The following is a 20000-nucleotide window of genomic DNA, read 5'->3' on the forward strand; positions in this document are numbered from 1 at the left end:
TGCCCGCCCGGGTAGCCGCCAAACGTGTCAGAATAGCCAAAGTTATGCCTTGGTATGTGACGGCTCTCATCCTCTTCCTCCTTTCTCTCCTTCCGGACGGATCAGCCAAACGGCAAGAGCTCCGCCAAGCAACGCCAGCCCGCTGAGCAAGAACAAAAGCGGACCGGCGCCGCCTTTCATCAGCCAGGCTGCCAACGGCGGTCCGGCAGCCACGCCGATAAAACGAAGCGAACTGTAAAACGATGTCACCGTCCCGCGCTCGCTTTTCTCAATTCCTTCCGTGATAAGCGCATCTAAACACGGCAGCGCAGCGCCGATGCCGATGCCGGCTACCGAGAACAACGCCAGCCAAACGGAAAGGGATGAATGAAGGGGAACGAGGGCCAACGCAGCCGCCAATAGAACGGAGCCGGCTGCAGCGCCCCATTTCATCCGCTGTTTCCGGTCGCCAATCGCTTTCCCGGCCGCAAATGAAGCGAGGCAGAGCGCCCCGAGCGGGATGGCGAGCACCCATCCTTTCCTCATTCCATCAATGCCATACACATCTTCAAGACGGCTTGAAAGGAAAAATAAAAACGCAAACAACACAAGCATCAACAAACCGCCGATGACAAACACCCCGATCAGCCAACGCCCTTCGCGGCGGAAAATCGCCGCCACCACCGCAATAAAATCCCGAAACGGCAACGGCCGCTCCCGACGCGCCGGCACCTGGATGGACCAAACCATCATTGCTGCCGATAGCAGGCAAAAGACAGGGAACGAAAAAAATGGAAAAAACCAAATGATGCCAGCCAGCATCGCCCCGAGAATCGGGCTTAGCACTTTGCCGAACGTGTTCGCCGTTTCAACCGTCCCTAAACAGCGGCTTGCCTCCTCCTCATCCGGAAACAAATCCCCGACAAGCGGCAAAACGATCGGAAACGCCCCGGCCGCCCCGAGCCCTTGCAACATGCGCCCGGCGATCATCCAGCCGTACGGGTCGCTCACCCGCCAAGCAGCCCATCCCGCCAGCCCCCCTCCCACCGCCGCCAGCAACAGGCTTGGAACGATGACCATTTTTCTCCCGATGCGGTCGCTTATATATCCGGCCAGCGGAATGAACAAAATCGCCACAACGGAATACATCGTGATCAGCAGGCTCGACTGCAGCAGCGTGATGTCGAGATGCCGTTCCATCGCCGGCAGCACCGGGATGAGCATCGAATTGCCCAGCGTCATGACAAGCGGAATCGAGGCAAGCGCAGCGACCGCCCACCCCCGACCAGCCTGCCTCCCTGCCGGTTTTGACAGCTGCACCGTCCATTCCATCGCTTCGGTCCCTTTCTTATGAAGTCGATATTTCCACTTATATGATGTGCGTTTTTTTCATGGATATGCCGCGCGAAAAAAAAAGCTGCCACCAAAGGAGGACAACCCTCCGTTTGGCGAACAGCCCCTTCTTGTCATGACCGGAAAACCGTTGTACAAAACGTCCGTTATTTTCCGCCCGTGAACGAAATTCCTTTGATGAAGTAGCGGTTGAAAAAGACGTAAATGACCAACACCGGCAGCGTAAACACCATGGATGCCGCCATAATGTAGTTCCAATAGCTGATGTACTGTCCTTTGAAGCGATTGAGGCCAAGCAGCAACGTAAACAGCTGTGGATCGGACAAAATAATGAGTGGGCGCGTCAACTACCCCCACTTAGCTAACGCTTGAAGTGGGGGCTTGCAACTCCCCAGAAGTACAAGCGGACTTCGTCCTCCTTCCTTGACTTGGGGTTGCATCAGGGCAGGTTGACAACTACCCAACGACGCAGGTCATGCCTGCATCGTTACCGATTCTCTCGGTGTGTCTGTTGGCAGTACTTGGCTTCCACACACAACAGACGGATCTACGCTCGATGTTTTACGGTTACAACGTTTCCTGTAACCAACTCCATACATCGAGTAGCCGTTATTGGAGTGCCTTTATTAAACGGTTTTCTCCATGCCTTTATTATATCATACACAAAAGAAAAGGGGAACGCGCATTCCTCTCCCACTTACTCCCTTTGGTCGTTGAAGTGGGAGTCTCCTGCGCGAAATAGGATGAAAAATTCCTCCTGTAATTCCCAACCATATCTCTTTGTTCGATCGTCCATACTAATCATACCTCATCAAAAAACCATCAAGGAGGAATTTCATATGGCTCGTTCAAGCAACAAACTGCTTGTTCCAGGCATCGAACAAGCGTTGGAACAAATCAAATACGAAATCGCCCAAGAGTTTGGCGTACAGCTCGGGGCTGGCACGGTTTCGCGCGCCAACGGCTCCGTCGGCGGAGAAATTACGAAACGGCTTGTCGCCCAAGCGCAAAGCGAACTGGCAGGCCGAAAAACGGAATAAAGCCGAGCGGAATCACTCGGCTTTTTTCGTTTTGGCATCCATCGCTTTCAAATGGCGGTGGACGTCGGCTTGGCGGCGATCTTTCTTTTTCTTTTTTCAATCGAAGAAATTCCCCTTCCGGCGTCAATACCGTGACGAACTCTTCACCTAACTCCAGCACAATTCCCTTTTTCACAATGAAAGCACCCCTTTTATCACCATGAACCGAGAAGTCCCCACTTCCATGCGTGAGCGTAAGTGGGGGATGAATCGAGATTTGCCGTCGCTCTTCCTCTTGCTTTCACAGAACAGAAGGTGTAAAATGGATAGTGATAGAACACACGTTCCTGTATGTAGGAGGGAAGATCATGCATAGAGCCTACCGCTTTCGGTTGTATCCCACCTCAACACAAGCGAAGCTCATCAACCAAACGATCGGGTGCTGCCGATTTGTGTACAACCACTTTTTGGCCGAGTGGAATGAGGCGTATGAAACCACCGGAAGAGGGCTCGGCTACAACGAATGTTCCAAAAGGCTGACGGCATTGAAACAAACGATCCCGTGGCTGAAGACTCCCGATTCGACCGCCTTGCAAAACGCGTTGCAACAGCTGTCCGAGGCGTTTGACCGGTTCTTCGAGGGAACGGCGAACGCTCCCCGCTTCAAAAGCAAAAAACACCCGAACCAATCGTACACCGCCCAGTGCAACTACCCAAAGAACGGACGCCCTACGATCGAAGTGGACGGCCATCGATTGAAACTTCCCAAGCTCGGATGGGTGAAGTTCGCCAAAAGCCGTGAGATGGAAGGCCGCATTCTCTCCGCCACGATTCGTCGAAATCGAGCGGGGAAGTATTTCGTCTCCATTCTCGTGGAAACGGATATTCCCCCATTGCCCCAAACCGACAAGAAAGTGGGCGTCGATTTGGGGTTGAAACAGATCGTGGTGCTTTCCACAGGCGAAACGATCGAACACCCCCGGTATTGGCGCCGGTATGAAGAAAAGCTCGCCTACTGGCAGCGGGTGATGGCTCGTCGGAAGCCGGGCGGTTCGAACTGGGAGAAAGCCCGTTTGAAAGTGGCCAAGCTTCATGAAAAAATCGCCAACTGCCGGAACGATTTCCTGCACAAACTGTCCACCCGCCTCATCCGCGAAAACCAAGTGGTGTGCGTGGAGGACTTGCGTGTTAGGAACATGCAAAAGAACCGCAAGCTGGCCAAATCCATTTCTGATTCCGCGTGGGGGCGTTTTCTCAACATGCTTGAGTATAAAGCGACATGGTACGGGCGGACGGTGGTTCGTGTTGCGAGCACGTTTCCCTCGAGTCAATTGTGCTCGTGCTGCGGGCACCGGCAGGTTGAGGTGAAGTCGCTCGGCATCCGCGAGTGGGTGTGCCCGAGCTGCGGGGCCGAACATGACCGGGACCACAACGCCGCTCGGAATATCCTGAATGAAGGGCTTCGTTTGCTGTCGTTGTAAGACAGCACAACCGTGGGACGCACGGGGATGGCTTGGTGGACAGCCTGCCGTGGGGCGGGTGTTCCCAAGAATCTCCCATCTCGAAATACGGGCGGGAGAGCGTTCAAATAGTCCTTTAGGTAAATGTAATCGCCTGCCAAAATAACCGCGACCGCAATAATGTATTTTCTATTTCTCTCAATCGTCTTGCGGCTGACCGACGCCATCGTTTCCAGCTGTTTGATTGGCAGCTGCTTTTTTCGAAACAACAGGGCGAGCCATTCCTCGTTCGCCACAAGCAACTCGGCGACGCGAATGGCATTGAGGCGGGCGTCTTTATGTTTTGGCAATTGTTCGACTAAATCGTGAAAATGAAAAAGTGGTGAAACGCGGTGTTGCCGAAAAATTTGACATAATGGAAAAAGGGGCTGTTTCCCCATTTGGGTCAGCCCCTTTTTCATTGTTTGGCCGTTCATCCGGCCTTTTCTTCCGTCCGTGCCATTTCATTCAGCTCACTATGCTTGCGGCCGTAGATAAAGTAAATCACTAAACCGATCAGCAGCCACGAGACAAAACCGATCCATGTCGTCGCCGGAAGCTGAAGAACGAGGTAGCCGCAGAATAAGACAGCCAAAATCGGGATGACTGGGACAAACGGAACGCGGAATGCCCGCTTTAAGTCCGGCTGCGTTTTACGCAGCACCAACACGCCGATCGAGACGGTGATAAAGGCAAAGAGCGTGCCGATGTTCGTCAGTTCCGCCAATTTGTTGAGCGGAATGATGCCGGCAAATACCGCTACAGCCGCTCCCGTCAGCCACGTATTGACATACGGCACTTGGCGCGTCGGGCTGATGCGGGCAAACACTTTCGGCAGCAAACCGTCGCGGCTGATGGCGTAGAAGAGACGCGTCTGCCCATACATCATCACAAGGAGCACGGTCGTAATGCCGGCGATCGCCCCGAGCGAAATAAAGCCCGCCACCCAGTCTTGGTGGATATAGTTTAACGCAAACGCCACTGGGTTTTTCACGTTGAGCTGCTCGTACGGAACGATGCCTGTCAATACGAGCGAAACCGCAATATACAACAATGTGCACACAAGCAACGAGACGATAATGCCAATCGGCATATCGCGCTGCGGATTGCGCACTTCTTCCGCCGCCGTCGACACCGCATCAAAGCCGATGTAAGCGAAAAACACCGTCGCCGCGCCGGTCGCTACGCCAGAGAAGCCATACGGCATAAACGGCGTCCAGTTTTCCGGCTTGACGTACCAAACACCGACCGCCAAAAAGAGCAGCACGACCGCCACTTTAATGGCAACGATCACCGCGTTAAAACGCGCCGATTTTTTGGCGCCTAAGTTCAACAAAAACGTAATGAACAGAATAATTAAAATCGCTGGCAAATCGATGAACGTCCCTTTCTCCGGATCATACGCGCTCGTCAATGCTTTCGGGAGTTCGATGCCAAAACCGGCAAGCAACCCTTGGAAATAACCGGACCAACCGACGGCAACCGCCGACGAAGCAATTCCATATTCCAAAATCAAATCCCAGCCTAAAATCCAAGCGAATAATTCACCGAATGTCGCATAGCTATATGTGTATGCGCTCCCTGACACCGGCACCGTCGAGGCGAACTCGGCGTAGCAAAGCGCCGCAAACACGCACGCCAACCCAGACAAAACGAACGAAAGAACGAGAGCCGGACCAGCATGTTCCGCCGCCGCCACCCCGGTCAGGACGAAAATGCCTGTCCCGATAATGGCACCGATGCCGAGCATCGTCAAGTCGAATGCACCTAACTCTTTTCGCAGCGAAGCTCCTTTCGTCCCCGACTCCTTAAGCAACGATTGAATCGGTTTTTTACGAAACAAATTCATAGATGTCTCCCCTTGTCGTTTTTTGTAGAAAATTGTTGAATTTTATTGTCGAATACAGTTGACATTCTACATGATCCTCGTTTTTGTGTAAAGTGTGAAAATAAGAAAAACAGCAAAAAATTTTCTCCATTTTGTGCGGCAAAGTAAAAAAAAGTTTTTAAAAATAATAAAAAACATTAATTTACAAATTTTTCAGATAAATGTATAATGAATGTGTGACAAATTTGTGTCAGAAAGGGGGGCACATCCACCGTTTGCGGCAGAACAGTTCATAGTCCTTTTTGAAAACGCTTTAATACAGACGAGGAGGGATTACAATGGCAGTGAAAAAACAATCAAGGGTCGACCAAGGCGGCATCAACTATGATGCCATCGCTCAATCCGCTTCGTTCCGCGGGCTCATTCAGGCGAAGAAGCGCTTCATCATCCCAGCCACCATCTTTTTCTTCGTCTTTTACTTCGCCCTTCCGGTGTTGACGTCGTATTCGAAAGCGCTCAACGCACCAGCGATTGGGCCGGTCAGCTGGGCGTGGCTGTTTGCCTTTGCGCAGTTTATTATGACATGGGCCTTATGCATCCTTTATTCGAAACGCGCAGCACAATTTGATGCCATCGTCGAGCAAGTGAAGCAAGAAACAGCGGAAGGAGGAAACACGTAATGAACGGGCTCGCCTTTTTCCTCTTCCTCATTATCGTCGCCTTGACGCTTGTCATTACGTACTACGCCTCGAAACGGACGAAAACGACAAGCGAATTTTACACCGCGGACAGCAGCCTCACCGGCTGGCAAAACGGGCTCGCCATCGCAGGCGATTATATGTCCGCCGCATCCTTCTTAGGAATCGCTGGCATGATCGCACTGACGGGATTTGACGGCTTCTTTTATAGCATCGGCTTCCTTGTCGCTTATCTTGTCGTCTTGTATATCGTCGCCGAACCGCTTCGCAACCTCGGCAAATACACGATGGCCGATATGATCGCCGCCCGTTTTGACGATAAGAAAGTGCGCGGCGTCGCGGCGTTAAATACGATCGCCATCTCGATTTTCTATATGATCGCCCAGCTTGTCGGCGCCGGCGGCCTCATTAAGCTTCTGTTGGGTCTAGACTACATTTATTCCGTCTTGATCGTCGGCATTTTGATGACGGTGTACGTCGTCTTCGGGGGCATGACAGCAACGAGTTGGGTGCAAATCGTCAAAGCCGTCTTGCTGATGGTCGGTACGTTTATCATTTCCATCATCGTCTTTGCCAAATTCGATTTCAGCATCACCAAAATGTTCTACGAAATGAAAACAGCGACGCCGCTTGGCGAAGCGTTTTTAAACCCAGGCAACAAGTTTAAGGATCCACTCGATACGATTTCACTCAACTTGGCGCTCGTGTTGGGGACGGCCGGGCTGCCGCACATTTTGATCCGCTTCTTTACGGTCAAAGACGCCCCGACTGCGCGCAAATCGGTCGTGTATGCGACATGGATCATTGGGCTTTTCTACGTCATGACGATCTTTTTAGGCTTTGGCGCCGCCGCGTTTGTCGGCTATGACAAAATCGTCGCCGCCAACCCGGCCGGCAATATGGCCGCCCCGCTGTTGGCGGAAGCGCTTGGCGGAGATTTCTTGTTCGCTTTCGTCTCTGCCGTCGCCTTTGCGACGATTTTGGCCGTTGTCGCCGGACTTGTGTTGTCAGCCGCCTCGGCGTTTGCCCATGACTTTTACAGCCATATTTTGCGGCGCGGCCAGGCGACGGAAAAAGAACAAATGCTCGCCGCCCGCTGGGCATCCGTCGGCGTCTCGGTGTTGTCGATTTTGTTAGCGCTGTTTGCACAAAAAATGAACGTCGCGTTCCTCGTATCGCTCGCATTTGCGGTCGCCGCCAGCGCCAACTTGCCGACGATCGTATTCACCATTTTCTGGCGCCGCTTTAACACGACTGGAGCGATTACGGGGATGCTTGTCGGCCTGATCAGCGCCTTGGTGCTCGTCTTCTTCAGCCCGAACGTCTGGTCGCCGCAGCCGGGCGCCGCCATTTTCGTCGGCGAACCGCTCTTTAAGCTCGCCAACCCGGGCATCATCTCGATTCCGCTCGGCTTTATCGGTGCGATCGTTGGCACGCTCGTCTCGTCGAAAAAATCGGATGAAAAGAAATATACGGAAATTGTCGTCAAGGCAAATACTGGGATAGGACGCGTGTAACACAACAAAGAAGGGGCTGGCCCAAAACGTGCTTGCTGTAAATTAGCACATTATTTCAGAATCCCTTTTTCAAATTATTTCAGGCGGATTCGGAAATAATGTGCAAAATTTTTGCGGATTGTTCCGGATTTTGCACATTCTTTCGGAACGTTTGCACGCTCTTTCAGATGAAGATTTCCAGCGCGCCTGATGGACCGATGGAAAAGAGAAAGAACAAAAGAGGCCGATTCGGCCCCTTTCGTGCTAATACCCCATTTCCTCTGCGGCCCTGCGCACCACTTCTTCGTCAATGGCGTCCTTTTTCAGCTGATGCCCGTATAACAGGCACGTCGTGGCCAACGTGTTGATGACACGGGGCCAACCACGTGATTGCAGGGCAATCGCCTCTAACGCCGATGGAGTGAAGATCGGATGCTTCGCTCCGGCCTTTCATCCGATGCTCGATGTAGCCCGCCACCTCTTCCTTCTCCAGCGGCCCCATCCGGTATCGCATGATGATCCGCTGATCGAGAGGGCGGTGCTGATTGAGCCGCAGCTTCCCTTGTAAATGGGGCAGCCCGGCCAACATCAAGACAAATGGGTTGGTCGAATCCATCTCAAAGTTGAACAAGATGGCGATGTCCTGTAAAAATGCATCCTTTGCTAAATGCATCTCGTCCAAAATGAATACCGGCGTGATCCGCCGTTCATGATACAATCGCTCGATCGCCTGCTGGATTTGGCGGAAGAGGTCTACCTTGCGGTACTTCGGTTCCTCTCCTAATCCCAAGGCCAGTCCACGGTAAAAATCCATCACGCCTCCGGTGGATAACGGAAAGTAGACGACATGATACAATGATGGATTCAATGACTCTTTCAGCGCCCGAAGGGCGAACGTCTTGCCCGCCCCCGGCTCTCCGATCAACAGCCCGATCCCCCGGGTTCGTTTCACGTACTCCAGCGCCCGCAGCGCTTCTTGAAACGCCGCCCCTTGATACGCCTCGGACGGGTCGGTTTCTTTCGCAAACGGCTCCCGCGAGAGGGAATAAAACGTTTTATACATCCCGTTCGCCCTCCTTCGCCGAAATCGCCGCAAACGGCGACCGGTGGCGCTTGACATAGGCGTTATCTTCCAAACGCACCCGAACGGCCTCCGCCACCCGTTTGCCATCTTCGTACACATAGACGCCTCGTTCGTCATAGCGGAGCTCAATCGATTATCCAATGAACCGAGGCGGCACCTCGTATAGCTGTTTATTCAGAGTGACCGTGCCATCGGCTTTCACCTTGCGGTGCTCCCGTTTCAGAAAAATCGCATCCAGCCAATCGATGTCTTCGATCCACACCACTTGTTCCACCTGAGACTGAAACACCTCATGCGGCGTTTTCCCATCCAGCGAGGCGTGCGGTTTTCGATGATACTCTTCTTCAAGCCACTTCCCAAAACGCTCGTTCAACTCGTCAAGCGACTTCGGCGGATTCAGCTCCAACAGCGGATAAAATCGTGTCTGTACGGTGCGGAAGAACCGTTCGATTTTTCCCTTGCTTTGCGGGTCATACGGCTGAGTGTGGATGAGCGTAATCCCCATCTCGGCGCACGCATACTGCAGCACCTCGGATCGATAAATTTTCCCGTTGTCCGAGTAAATGCGCTTCGGCTTCCCGCAACGAAGCACCGCTTCCTTTGTGACGATCCGCAGCCCGTCAAACTTCTCCGAAGGGAAACTATACGTACGGCACCAACCGCGAGCAGTCATCGATATAGGCGATCAAGAACGTTTTCTGGGCTTTCCCATTGACTCGAATCGTTGGTCCATGGGATAAGTCCCCTTGCCAAAGCTCATTGATCTGGTCATACGCAAATCGTTTTCGCTCCGGCATGGGCAAAATTTCTTTTCCGACAAGGTTGTGTTTTTTCAATAATCGGTATATACCCGTGGTGCTAGATAAAATGAGATAAGTATAAAAATAGCCCTTGCATGAAGGATCTCCTTTAAAATGAAAGTGCTACCAAACATTCAAAAGGAGAGTTCACATGCAAGAGCACTTTCATTTTACAACAGACGAAGCGAAAATTCAAAAACAATATGCAGCGATTTTATTCTTTGTATCTGGACAATTGTCTTTAATTCAGATGTATTTACAACGCCGAAATCGCCATTTGTTGAAGCAAGAAGATGAGGCCATCATCGCCGTCCATGTTCTTGGAAAGTTGTTAGGTTTTACATCCGAACGAGCTTGGCACCGATTTGTGATCGGAAACTTATTTTCGAAAGATTTATTTCCTGAACGCTCTCGATATAACCGTCGTTGTCGAAACCTTGGCTTTGCCGTCAAATGGATCCGATATCAACTAGCCAAACGTGGGCAACATCATGCTTATGCGGTAGTGGATAGCTTACCCATTGAACTCTGCCACCACGCACGAATATATCGCGTCAAACGGTTTCAAGGAATCGCTGATATTGGGTATTGTGCATCCAAAAAGATGGCTTACTATGGATTGAAGCTTCATCTCCAGATCACTGACCAAGCGCTTCCGATGGGATATGTCGTCACCGAAGCATCCTGTCACGACCGGACAGCTGCGGAAACCGTGATGGTCCAACTTCCTCATCCGTATACACTTGGTAACAAAGGATATGTGAGCCAAGACTTGCAAAAGAAGCTGTATGATGAATACAAGATCACTTTTTGGACGCCCGTTCGGAAAAACCAGAAAATCCATCAATCGAAAGCATGGAAACGATGGATGAAACGAAAGCGCAAAGTCATTGAAACCGTGTTTTCCGTTCTCATTGATCAGTACCGGATCACAGAGATTCGATCCAACTCTGTTTCTGGATTTGAATCATCTTTGGATGGCATTTTACTCGCTTATTCACTCGTCATTCTTGGGTTAGTTGAGCGTTAAAGTTCAACTAGCACCATGGGTTATATATATTTTTTGGGTCTTCACCATTTTCTGTGATTTCTACTCAATCCTAGATACATGTTAGCTGGATGAAATAGGTTCATCAGTCAGGATCCTTCTTCCGCATACAGACCACGAAGTTGGTAGAATGGAAACAGTCAAGTGCTTTCCTTGACGGGTTCCATTCTACCAACTATCATACCGATAGCGGAAGAAGGGAGCGCTTAAGCAGCCTGACTGCCTGTAGTGTTCCCTGTACACTCCAGAAATACACGCAAACGAAACCGTTCTAGATTTCGATAGCCATATGCCCGGCGTTTGATGTTTTTGATCTTGTGATTCGTCCACTCGATTCGGGCATTGGTATATGGGCACAAAAAGTAGGAAAGAATCGGCTCCTTCCACCTTTCAAGCGTGTTGGCTGCTTCCTGAAAAGAAGTGAAAGGGCTCTGTTTAGCTAACTGAATTCATTCTTCCAAGCGTTCCTTTGCTTCGTGATATCCATCGGTTCGGTAAAAATCCCGAAACAACTCTTTGAGATAATAAGCAATGGAGAGTACCGGATACTCCTCCAAGATATCGTCTAATCGACGCCGTTGGTCCTTACGAAGCTTTTCACAGCCTTTTAAGAGAAGATATCGAGCCTTTTTCAATGGAGAACATTCCTTTCTTGCTTGATCCAAGGCTTGTGTCACTTTTTGAACCACATGGTACTGATCGATGACAATCGAAGCAGATGGAAACAGGGCGCGAACCGCCTTATGATAAGGTTCCCACATGTCCAGAATCACCGTTTGAACCCTTTCTTTCGACAGGACATTTTGGCTCAACAAGTGGATGGCGGAGTTACATTGGCGATCGGCATGCATTCCCATGACCGATCCAGCTTTGGCATCCATCAATACGGTTTCATACTGATGTCCCTTTTTTACCGCGATTTCATCTAAGCTAAGCACCATCCCTTCCTGACAAGATGCCTCCATTGTGTTTTGACGCTCTTTTGTTTTTTTTGATGCGATGGAGTAGTAGATGCGTTCCAATGTCGTATAGGGGATGCGCTGCTTTCGACTAACCTCTTGAATGGTGGAGCCTTCACAAAGTTCATACAAGTGCTCACAAAATCGACTAGTGTAATGTTGATTGGGTTCAATCGATTCCAAAGAGGCAGAAAACACTTGGGAACAATTCCGGCACCGATAGCGCTTTACCTTCACGAACAAGTACACCGGTTGATGGAAAATCGCCAAATCCCGTACTTTTCTTGTCCGTCTGTCGTGGACAGAGGAAGTGGCAAATCCACAATGAGGGCAGCGCTCCTGGGTCTCTGTTTTCTCTACATGAATCGCATAACCATAGGAAAGAAGTTCTTGTTTAATCACTTTAAATTCTGGCAATCCTAGTGGTATAGAAAGCACTTACGAGACCTCCTTAATGTTTATTTCACCGCTAACATTATTGCCAGGATCTCGTCAGTGCTTTCTCTTTTTTGTCACTAAATCACAAAATTTGGTGATGAACCTATTTTTTTAAAAAATTATAAATATTGTATTGACTTTTTTAGTAGTTAACAAGATAATATTATACGAGCGCTCGCATTTATTTCTAATTAAGGTATACCTTAACAATACAAATGGGTTTTAGTATGAAAACGAGGTGACTTAACTTGAAAAAGATGTTATACCTATTAGCATTTAGTTTTATGTTTTTGATGTTTAATCATGAAACTAGTGCAGCTGAGTATAAGAAAAATTACTACCCTACTAAAACAGAAATTGAAGCATTGAATCAGGAATTACAAGAATTAGTAGATGAAGCAAATGAAAGATTATCTAATGGAGAAAAAAATATTGAATTAACGTCTAAGAATTTAAAACTAGTTTTTAAAGAAAACAACTCACTAGGTTCAGAAAATATAATGACCAATCAGTTAAATACTATGGGTGTAAATGCTAGTTCAATAGGATCAAAAAGTTATCAAGCATATGTAACGAATACTGCGGGTTTTAATTTTACCCATGCGGTAAGTGGTATTTTTTCATGGAATGGAGACTATTTAACAGGAGTTTCAGCAGATGCAGATCTAACAGGGATAATGTATGATAAATCGTCAAATACAACTGTAACTGGGTTAGATGGAATAATAGGTAGAGATGCTAAAATTGCAAGAGTAACTAGCAAAGGAACATTTAAGGCATTGAAATATTTTGTAACGTATCATACAACATTAATGGTCGATGTTTATGCTCCAACACAAAGTTATAGAATTGTAGAAGCTAAAATTACTTATTGATTTTAATTGAGGGGGAACAATATGGTGAAAAGTTTACCAATTAAGATATCTTCTCTACTATTAACAACATGTTTTCTGCTCAGTTTCTTTTCAAGTGCTGCATTAGCAGATACTGTATTAATCACATCGTTTACTAGTACTACAAAAGAAAGTACGACTTCAGTTCCTAAAAATTATCATTATTTCTATTCAACCAAGGATACGGTAAAAGTAACATTCAAAGTCGATGAGTGGATTAAAACTCGCAATATTAAAAAAGTTAATGTTCAATTACAAAAAAGTAATGGACTTTGGTGGTCAACTAAAACGACAAAAAGTGTAACAAGTACAAGTTCTATTACGTTTAGTGTGAATGCTGGGAGTGGAGACTATAGATTAGTTGTTTGGGATGAACCTGAACCAACAGGATGGGCTAAACCTCCTCTTTATTATCCGAAATCAACAAGATATTCCGTTGATATTTGGGGAATAGATTAATAATAGAACTTCAAAAAGAAGGGTGCTACTTAAAGTTGATATTATCCCTCTTGTGTAGACAGTGTAGAAAAAGGACACACTGCTATACAGGAGGGATTTTTTTGGATAAATCAAATGCAAAATACAAAAGCTATAGTTTTGAATTTAAATTACGTACCCGAGTTCGACAGTCACTAGGCAAACAAAATGCCTCTCGTCCCTTGATACAAAAGGGATCGGAGGCATTTGGGCACACTTCGGGCGTGTATCTAGGTGCGAGGATGGATGCTTAGGATCTTTGGAGGAGGCTCCAGCCCTAGAGCCGTAAAGAGTTGCGCTTGTTTGGCCGTCAGCTCGGTTCGTTGAAAAAGGTCGCCGTTTTTGGAAGAAAAATGTCCAAGCATAAGACGCTCACATTCGTCTCTTACGTTCGGCCACGATTCATGAGTCCGGATCTCTACGATCCGAACTAACAAGAGGGCCAGCCAACTGAGCAGCACATGCGCCCGGATGCGGTCTTCCAGTGGTACTACGGATTTAAGCTTCATCTTCAAGTGACCGACCAAGGACTGCCCATGGGATACGTGGTAACGGAGGCGTCCTGTCACGATCGAACTGCAGCTGAAACCGTCATGACTCAAATTCCTCATCCCTTTAATTTGGGAGACAAGGGATTTATCAGTAGCGAATTGCAAAAAAAGTTGTATGAAGCGTACCAAATCGCCTTTTGGACTCCATCTCGCAAAAACCAGAAACATCGCCCATCGGCATCATGGGAGAGATGGCTCAAACAAAAACGGAAAGTCATTGAAACGGTGTTCTCTGTCCTCGTCGACCAGTATCGTATCACAGAAATTCGTGCTCATTCGATTTCAGGGTTTGAAGTGGCACTAGATGGCATATTGTTGGTGTATTCGCTTGTAACACTCGGGCTAGTTGAGCGCTAGCGCTCAACTAGCACCACGGGTTTACACTGTTTTTTGCAAGCAAAAAATGCAGAGAAGTGCAAGAAAAAATACATAGGCTTGCCAGCTCAAGACTTAAGGTTCCAGACCGGGGGCAGAGGACGGCTGGATCGCGGAGAGAGCGTTCCGCAGTCGATAGCTCTCTCCCGTAAAGGCCAAGATGTGGGCGTGGTGAACCAAGCGATCCACTAACGCTGCCGTCAAACGGTTGTCCCCAAACACCCGATTCCACTGTCCAAATTCTAGATTCGATGTCACCATGACGCTTTTTCGCTCGTAACAGTCGGCGATAATATGAAACAACAGTTCCGATCCTTGCTTTTGAAACGGCACATAGCCGAGTTCATCCAAAATCAACAGTTCGCATGGGTCGAGGCTTCGTTTCAGCCGTCCGAGCGTGCCGTTTTTCAACGCCTCTTCCAGCTGGGCGACAAGATCCGCGACGCGGAAAAACCGAACCTCATGGCCTTGTTGGCACGCCTGAATGCCAAGTGCTGTGGCGAGATGGGTTTTCCCCGTTCCAGGTGAACCTAAAAGCAGAACGTTTTGCTTTCGCTCCAAAAAGCGAAGGTCACACAGTTCCTCCCTCGATGTCGTGGCTGGCCAATGGATATGACCCGACCATTCGTAATCCTTCAGCCATTTCAACTCCCGAAACTTGGCTTTCTTGATCAGCCGAGCCTGTTTCGCTTCTTGGCGGCACGACAGTTCCAGCGCCAATACATCCCGCAAAAACTGTTCTTTCGTTTCGAATCTCACCTCCTCGAATCGATCTGCGATATAGGCCAAATGCAGCGCTTTACAAATCTCTTTCACCTCTGCTCTCATTTCTGGACACTCCCTTCCCGAGCGGGATGAAGACGTTGATCATACACCGTTAAATCCGTTTCATAGTCGATTAGAACGGAAGGGGTGTATGATTCTTCCCACTTGTCCGGGTAATAGGAGTGCTTCGCTTCCATCAACACGCCGATTTCATGAGGAGTCAAGTCCCATCGCTGACTCTCCTCGAGCCACTGGGCGATTTCGTAAAGCGTGTGCCGATCCAACAGCGCTCGCAGTCCTTTCAAACGGGCCACCACCTGGGGCGGGGGGCCAGCCAGATACATTCGGATCGCCTCCGGCAAGTACGTCCGGTAGCGGGAATGTCCGACAACCCGGGGTTTGGTCTCCCACTCAGCGAAAATCTCTTTCCAAGGGATTTCGCGTTTCACGTTCGTATACGGCCTTGGCGCTTCAAGATGGACGTCTCCATCGGAAGAGAACACAACGAAACGATTCCATTCTTTCTTCACCAACACCCGGTTGGGGACGGACAGGCCATGGACGACGAACGCCTTCCCATCCACCATCACTTCTCCGTATTTATTCACGTAAGCGTGATCGAGGGAGAAGATCGGAAGATCTTGTTCCGGCAACGCCAACAGCTCTGGTTGTTCTTCCTGCCATAGTTCCTCGATCCACCGCCCCTTTTCATAATGAGGACGGTTTCGGTCCTCGACCATCTTGCGATGCAGCCACTCCACCAGCTCCGGATCCGACTCCATCAATGGAGCGGGGATGAAACAAAGGTTGCGAGTGTAATAGACTTTTCGCTCCGCATTTCCTTTCTCATGTCCACTGTATGGATTGCACACTTGTACATCAAACCGATAGTAGAGTTGGAATTTCTCAAAAGCCTCGGTGAATCGGCGTTCTCCCCCTTTTCGAATCGACACAATGGCCGCGGACAAATTGTCAATGCGCAATGCCTTTGGCACTCCCCCAGCCTGACGAAACAGCTGCGTCAACCCGTGGAGGAAGCATTCACTGTTTTCCGCCGGCAGCGGATAAGCAAACGCAGCGTTGCTATAGGGAAAGCTCATGATCAAAACCGATCGCTCTTCTTCCTTCCCCTCCTTCGTCACCACCGTCATCTTCCCGAAATCCACCTGCGCCTCGCCTGGCGGGTGCTCCAGTCGTTCATAGCGCTGTTCTTTCTCGAGCTTGAGCTGCGGTCTTCGTTTTTGCACGTACGCGCAAACGGTGCGATACGAGCCTTGAAATCCATGGTCACGACAAAGCGCTTCAAACATCGTCTTGTTCGTTCGCCGTTGTTTTCTCGGCAGCTTGGCATCCTCCTCCAACCAGTCATCAATGATTTGCCCGTACCCTTCTTCCTCCATCATCCCCTTTTTGCGTTTGATGGTTGGTTGGACAGAAATGTCTTCATCTGCGTATTTCTTGACCGTTCTCCAGTTATATCCCGTTTCACGGGAAATTTCCGCAATCGATAACCCTTTCTTTTCACGCAGTTTTCTGATACGATTAATTTCGGGCATTGCCAGCATCCTTTCGCTCCTCCACTGTTTGGTTATGTGTTCACAACTTCCACAGTAGAGGAAATGTTAGAGGCTGGCAAGCCTTTTTTTCTTTGCCTTCAGCTCTGCACTTTTCGTTGCAGAACTCTGTATTTTTATTTTGCAATAAACAGTTTACACTCCTAAAATTGCAACAATGATTATTGCCAATACGACACTTAATAATAATGAAATAATCCAATGTTTCTTTTCTGTCATTTTAAAAAGAATATTTATAATAGAACTAATTAGCAGCACAATTATAAAAACAAAAGTAATCATTATAATTTCCATTTAAACAACCTCCTAGGTTTACACATTGAATAATGGACTTATATCCCACTTCCTCAATATACCATATTATATATATTTTTTAAAACCCGTGGTGCTAGATAAAATGAGATAAGTATAAAAATAGCCCTTGCATGAAGGATCTCCTTTGAAATGAAAGTGCTACCAAACATTCAAAAGGAGAGTTCACATGCAAGAGCACTTTCATTTTACAACAGACGAAGCGAAAATTCAAAAACAATATGCAGCGATTTTATTCTTTGTATCTGGACAATTGTCTTTAATTCAGATGTATTTACAACGCCGAAATCGCCATTTGTTGAAGCAAGAAGATGAGGTCATCATCGCCGTCCATGTTCTTGGAAAGTTGTTAGGTTTTACATCCGAACGAGCTTGGCACCGATTTGTGATCGGAAACTTATTTTCGAAAGATTTATTTCCTGAACGCTCTCGATATAACCGTCGCTGTCGAGATCTTGGCTTTGCCATCAAATGGATACGACATCAACTAGCCAAACGCGGACAACATCACGCTTATGCAGTAGTGGACAGCTTACCCATTGAACTCTGCCACCACGCACGAATGTATCGTGTCAAACGGTTTCAAGGAATCGCCGATATTGGGTATTGTGCATCCAAAAAGATGGCTTACTATGGGTTGAAGCTTCATCTTCAGATCACCGACCAAGCGCTTCCGATGGGATATGTCGTCACCGAAGCATCCTGCCACGACCGGACAGCTGCATAAACCGTGATGACCCAACTTCCTCATCCGTACGCACTTGGTGATAAAGGATATATGAGCCAAGACTTGCAAAAGAAGCTGTATGATGAATACAAGATCGCTTTTTGGACGCCCGTTCGGAAAAACCAGAAGATCCACCAATCGAAAGCATGGAAACGGTGGATGAAACGAAAGCGCAAAGTCATTGAAACCGTGTTTTCCGTTCTCATTGATCAGTACCGGATCACGGAGATTCGAGCCAACTCTGTTTCTGGATTTGAATCAGCTTTGGATGGCATTTTACTCGCTTATTCACTCGTCATTCTTGGGCTAGTTGAGCGTTAAAGTTCAACTAGCACCACGGGTGGTATATAGTAAAGTAAGAGGTATGGTTTTCTGGGATTTCCCCCCTGCTCGATCAGGTGTTCGTAGAACACCGTCACGGGCATGGTGGGATGTTCTTTTCTTAGGGCTAAAATATGATCCTCATCATCGGGCGACAGACGCCTTGAGTGGCCGCGGTCCGAACGGCGCTTTGGCTTTAAGGCGTCAAAGCCCCCTTTTTTGTATCGGGTGCACCAATCGAGGATCGTCTTGGCTGCGATTCGCTTGTCGCCCTGGTGGGGAACATGGTGCACTCGCTCGCTCACCTCTTTCAGATACGTCTTCGGTTCCACCTGCCCATTCACCAACGGAGCGATTAGCCCGTACCGAAACAGCGCGATGTCGTGTCTCATCGATTCATCCATCTGGATCTCCTCCCTGTCCCCCTGTGATGTTGGACCGTCCCGGTCCCTCTACCTCCTATCTTACGAAACGGCTCGAGATTCGTCGAGAGGAAGGGTTTGTGGGAACATCAACCATCTCCGTTTTTGGTGTTAAGTAGAAAATCAGGAAGCAATTTGATCCGCAAACGGATGCCACCTCTCGTTTGTCCACAGGTCTTGGATGATCGAGCCAACCTCCCGTCCCTCCAAGGTCTGCATCCACCAAACCGCCCGTTCTGTTCTTGCGTTCCCCACAGGGCCGATGATCCCTCACCTTCTCACCGCCGCGTGATGCAAGCGGGAAAGATTCCGTAAAAATCGTCGGACATAAAACAAGATGACCTCCTTGGTGGGAAAAACAACCTGTTTGGTCTTCGCTCCTCGCCTTGGCGTTTCGAGCCACGTTTTGACCGCTTGCCAGATGACCGGCCGTGTATATTGAACATACGGGAGGAGAAAAGAAGGCAGCACACTCACGGTTTTACGGCACTCTTGACAGCGATATCGTGCGATCCAAAGGCGATACTCCCCCTCTGCCGTCAACGCATAGCGTTGGTCGTATCCGTGACGATGCAAGGGGCGGCGGGATGGACAGTGGGGGCATTGGTTCACGTCGGGAAAATCATCGTTCCCTTTCCCACGATCCGTATACGTTTGAATGTCAATGCCAAAGTCGTGAAACTGGATCACACTTCCTCCCCCTCTCCTTGAAACGAATGGAAATCTTCGTCCGAAACAATTCACAAAAAAATTAGCACATTCCTTCAGAAAAGGGGAGAGGGCTTTCTGAAAGAATGTGCAAAAAAAAAGGGCGTTTTGTGCTGAAATAAAATGATAATTTACACTTGCGTTTGGGCCAGCCCCAATTAGCATTATAACAGTTTGTATAGGTAATATTCATTTACAAATTCCCCATTCACTCTTAACGATTGAACCCTCTCGCCTTCTAATACGAACCCCATCTTCCTATATAAGTTAAACGCCTTATCGTTCCCTTTCATGACCGTAAGTCCTAATCTCAAAATTCCAACTTTCTTTGCCCACTCAAACGCTTTGTTGAATAGTTTAGTGGCAATGCCCTGTCCTTGATAGTCTTCAAGAACTCCCAAAACAACATTGGCAGAATGTCGATTTCGTTTTACATCACCTCCTATGACAGCAAGGAACCCGACAAGCTTGTTTTCCGTTTCAGCAACAAAGATCATTTTATTCGGCTCAGACAACATTCTTTCAATCGATTTGCTTTGTTGTTCAACCGTTGTTTGCCGTTCGCCAGGCTCAAATAACATAAAACCAGATTCATCAATTTTTTTGCACAACTCCAAGAAATGTTCCGCATCGCGAACTTCAATCGGTCTGATCATCATTTTTTCTTTCTCCCT

General features: G+C 48.5%; 13 protein-coding genes and 10 pseudogenes. 9 read left to right on the forward strand and 14 right to left on the reverse strand.

The features are described from left to right. Positions 1–66: 66 nt before the first annotated feature. Together CWI35_RS05440 and CWI35_RS05445 are read right to left on the reverse strand one after the other, a co-directional pair. Positions 67–1311 carry an MFS transporter gene (locus CWI35_RS05440; RefSeq protein WP_119877560.1) on the reverse strand — a complete coding sequence of 415 codons (1245 nt, stop codon included), beginning with the start codon at positions 1309–1311 and terminating at the stop codon, positions 67–69. Between the two features lie 167 nt (positions 1312–1478). After that, positions 1479–1673, reverse strand: a pseudogene (locus CWI35_RS05445) (carbohydrate ABC transporter permease); the annotation flags it as partial. Between the two features lie 498 nt (positions 1674–2171). Here CWI35_RS05445 and CWI35_RS05455 point away from each other — a divergent pair. After that, positions 2172–2372 (forward strand): alpha/beta-type small acid-soluble spore protein, encoded by a 201-nt coding sequence (locus CWI35_RS05455; protein ID WP_013145987.1) that lies wholly within the window; start codon positions 2172–2174, stop codon positions 2370–2372. Here CWI35_RS05455 and CWI35_RS18810 read toward each other — a convergent pair. Next, a complete protein-coding gene (locus CWI35_RS18810; protein ID WP_033009093.1) occupies positions 2314–2547 on the reverse strand; it encodes an anti-sigma factor domain-containing protein in 234 nt (77 codons plus the stop codon). The genes CWI35_RS05455 and CWI35_RS18810 overlap by 59 nt on opposite strands. A 172-nt stretch (positions 2548–2719) precedes the next feature. Here CWI35_RS18810 and tnpB point away from each other — a divergent pair, with 172 nt between their 5' ends. Next, complete coding sequence (tnpB, locus tag CWI35_RS05465) at positions 2720–3832, forward strand: IS200/IS605 family element RNA-guided endonuclease TnpB (protein WP_033009094.1); 1113 nt, start codon at positions 2720–2722, stop codon at positions 3830–3832. A gap of 95 nt (positions 3833–3927) precedes the next feature. Here tnpB and CWI35_RS18515 read toward each other — a convergent pair. Then, positions 3928–4185 (reverse strand): annotated as a pseudogene (locus CWI35_RS18515) (RNA polymerase subunit sigma); the annotation flags it as partial. 98 nt (positions 4186–4283) lie between these two features. Next, a complete protein-coding gene (locus CWI35_RS05475; RefSeq protein WP_119877561.1) occupies positions 4284–5699 on the reverse strand; it encodes a branched-chain amino acid transporter BcaP in 1416 nt (471 codons plus the stop codon). 317 nt (positions 5700–6016) lie between these two features. Here CWI35_RS05475 and CWI35_RS05480 point away from each other — a divergent pair, with 317 nt between their 5' ends. Together CWI35_RS05480 and CWI35_RS05485 are read left to right on the forward strand one after the other, a co-directional pair. Continuing rightward, positions 6017–6358 carry a DUF485 domain-containing protein gene (locus CWI35_RS05480; RefSeq protein WP_119877562.1) on the forward strand — a complete coding sequence of 114 codons (342 nt, stop codon included), beginning with the start codon at positions 6017–6019 and terminating at the stop codon, positions 6356–6358. Continuing rightward, positions 6358–7893, forward strand: coding sequence for a solute symporter family protein (locus CWI35_RS05485; RefSeq protein ID WP_100659698.1), 1536 nt, complete (start codon positions 6358–6360; stop codon positions 7891–7893). Before CWI35_RS05480 ends, CWI35_RS05485 begins: the two co-directional genes overlap by 1 nt. A gap of 243 nt (positions 7894–8136) precedes the next feature. On the opposite strand, the pseudogene CWI35_RS05495 reads toward CWI35_RS05485, so the two are convergent. Beyond that, positions 8137–8935, reverse strand: a pseudogene (locus CWI35_RS05495) (ExeA family protein). Continuing rightward, positions 8928–9804 (reverse strand): annotated as a pseudogene (locus tag CWI35_RS05500) (DDE-type integrase/transposase/recombinase); the annotation flags it as partial. The pseudogenes CWI35_RS05495 and CWI35_RS05500, both read right to left, overlap by 8 nt. A gap of 103 nt (positions 9805–9907) precedes the next feature. On the opposite strand from CWI35_RS05500, the gene CWI35_RS05505 reads away from it, so the two are divergent. Further along, complete coding sequence (locus CWI35_RS05505) at positions 9908–10786, forward strand: IS982 family transposase (protein ID WP_094239776.1); 879 nt, start codon at positions 9908–9910, stop codon at positions 10784–10786. Positions 10787–11010: 224 nt separating this feature from the next. Here CWI35_RS05505 and CWI35_RS05510 read toward each other — a convergent pair. Further along, positions 11011–12201 (reverse strand): annotated as a pseudogene (locus CWI35_RS05510) (ISL3 family transposase). A gap of 248 nt (positions 12202–12449) precedes the next feature. On the opposite strand from CWI35_RS05510, the gene CWI35_RS05515 reads away from it, so the two are divergent. After that, the gene (locus CWI35_RS05515; RefSeq protein WP_100660194.1) at positions 12450–13076 is read left to right on the forward strand and encodes a hypothetical protein; all 627 of its coding nucleotides are present in this window, start codon (positions 12450–12452) and stop codon (positions 13074–13076) included. A gap of 21 nt (positions 13077–13097) precedes the next feature. Continuing rightward, the gene (locus CWI35_RS18230) at positions 13098–13553 is read left to right on the forward strand and encodes a hypothetical protein (RefSeq protein ID WP_155836653.1); all 456 of its coding nucleotides are present in this window, start codon (positions 13098–13100) and stop codon (positions 13551–13553) included. Positions 13554–13801: 248 nt separating this feature from the next. On the opposite strand, the pseudogene CWI35_RS18745 reads toward CWI35_RS18230, so the two are convergent. Next, positions 13802–14056 (reverse strand): annotated as a pseudogene (locus CWI35_RS18745) (IS1634 family transposase); the annotation flags it as partial. Here CWI35_RS18745 and CWI35_RS05525 point away from each other — a divergent pair. Beyond that, positions 14054–14479, forward strand: a pseudogene (locus tag CWI35_RS05525) (IS982 family transposase); the annotation flags it as partial. The pseudogenes CWI35_RS18745 and CWI35_RS05525 sit on opposite strands and share 3 nt — an antisense overlap. 93 nt (positions 14480–14572) lie before the next feature. Here the strand turns inward: CWI35_RS05525 and istB are convergent. Together istB and istA are read right to left on the reverse strand one after the other, a co-directional pair. Next, complete coding sequence (istB, locus tag CWI35_RS05530) at positions 14573–15325, reverse strand: IS21-like element helper ATPase IstB (protein WP_041468500.1); 753 nt, start codon at positions 15323–15325, stop codon at positions 14573–14575. Beyond that, complete coding sequence (gene istA, locus CWI35_RS05535) at positions 15322–16827, reverse strand: IS21 family transposase (RefSeq protein WP_015374822.1); 1506 nt, start codon at positions 16825–16827, stop codon at positions 15322–15324. Before istA ends, istB begins: the two co-directional genes overlap by 4 nt. Before the next feature lie 490 nt (positions 16828–17317). On the opposite strand from istA, the pseudogene CWI35_RS05540 reads away from it, so the two are divergent. Continuing rightward, positions 17318–18196 (forward strand): annotated as a pseudogene (locus CWI35_RS05540) (IS982 family transposase). Positions 18197–18218: 22 nt separating this feature from the next. Here the strand turns inward: CWI35_RS05540 and CWI35_RS05545 are convergent. The 3 genes and pseudogenes from CWI35_RS05545 to CWI35_RS05555 form a co-directional block, all read right to left on the reverse strand. After that, positions 18219–18600, reverse strand: a pseudogene (locus CWI35_RS05545) (helix-turn-helix domain-containing protein); the annotation flags it as partial. A gap of 141 nt (positions 18601–18741) precedes the next feature. Continuing rightward, a pseudogene (locus tag CWI35_RS05550) lies at positions 18742–19308 on the reverse strand (DUF6431 domain-containing protein). A 182-nt stretch (positions 19309–19490) separates the two neighbouring features. Next, positions 19491–19985 (reverse strand): GNAT family N-acetyltransferase, encoded by a 495-nt coding sequence (locus CWI35_RS05555; protein WP_094239770.1) that lies wholly within the window; start codon positions 19983–19985, stop codon positions 19491–19493. Positions 19986–20000: the final 15 nt, after the last annotated feature.

The organism is [Bacillus] caldolyticus, from assembly GCF_003595605.1.
GTDB classification, from domain to species: Bacteria; Bacillota; Bacilli; order Bacillales; family Anoxybacillaceae; genus Geobacillus; species Geobacillus thermoleovorans.

Bases quoted from the DNA above. Each gene is read 5' to 3' on its own strand.
- CWI35_RS05505 (WP_094239776.1), top strand. From the start codon at position 9,908: ATGCAAGAGCACTTTCATTTTACAACAGACGAAGCGAAAATTCAAAAA.
- CWI35_RS05555 (WP_094239770.1), bottom strand. From the start codon at position 19,985: ATGATGATCAGACCGATTGAAGTTCGCGATGCGGAACATTTCTTGGAG.
- CWI35_RS05485 (WP_100659698.1), top strand. From the start codon at position 6,358: ATGAACGGGCTCGCCTTTTTCCTCTTCCTCATTATCGTCGCCTTGACG.
- CWI35_RS05480 (WP_119877562.1), top strand. From the start codon at position 6,017: ATGGCAGTGAAAAAACAATCAAGGGTCGACCAAGGCGGCATCAACTAT.
- CWI35_RS05440 (WP_119877560.1), bottom strand. From the start codon at position 1,311: ATGGAATGGACGGTGCAGCTGTCAAAACCGGCAGGGAGGCAGGCTGGT.
- CWI35_RS05475 (WP_119877561.1), bottom strand. From the start codon at position 5,699: ATGAATTTGTTTCGTAAAAAACCGATTCAATCGTTGCTTAAGGAGTCG.
- tnpB (WP_033009094.1), top strand. From the start codon at position 2,720: ATGCATAGAGCCTACCGCTTTCGGTTGTATCCCACCTCAACACAAGCG.
- istA (WP_015374822.1), bottom strand. From the start codon at position 16,827: ATGCTGGCAATGCCCGAAATTAATCGTATCAGAAAACTGCGTGAAAAG.
- CWI35_RS05455 (WP_013145987.1), top strand. From the start codon at position 2,172: ATGGCTCGTTCAAGCAACAAACTGCTTGTTCCAGGCATCGAACAAGCG.
- istB (WP_041468500.1), bottom strand. From the start codon at position 15,325: ATGAGAGCAGAGGTGAAAGAGATTTGTAAAGCGCTGCATTTGGCCTAT.
- CWI35_RS18230 (WP_155836653.1), top strand. From the start codon at position 13,098: ATGGTGAAAAGTTTACCAATTAAGATATCTTCTCTACTATTAACAACA.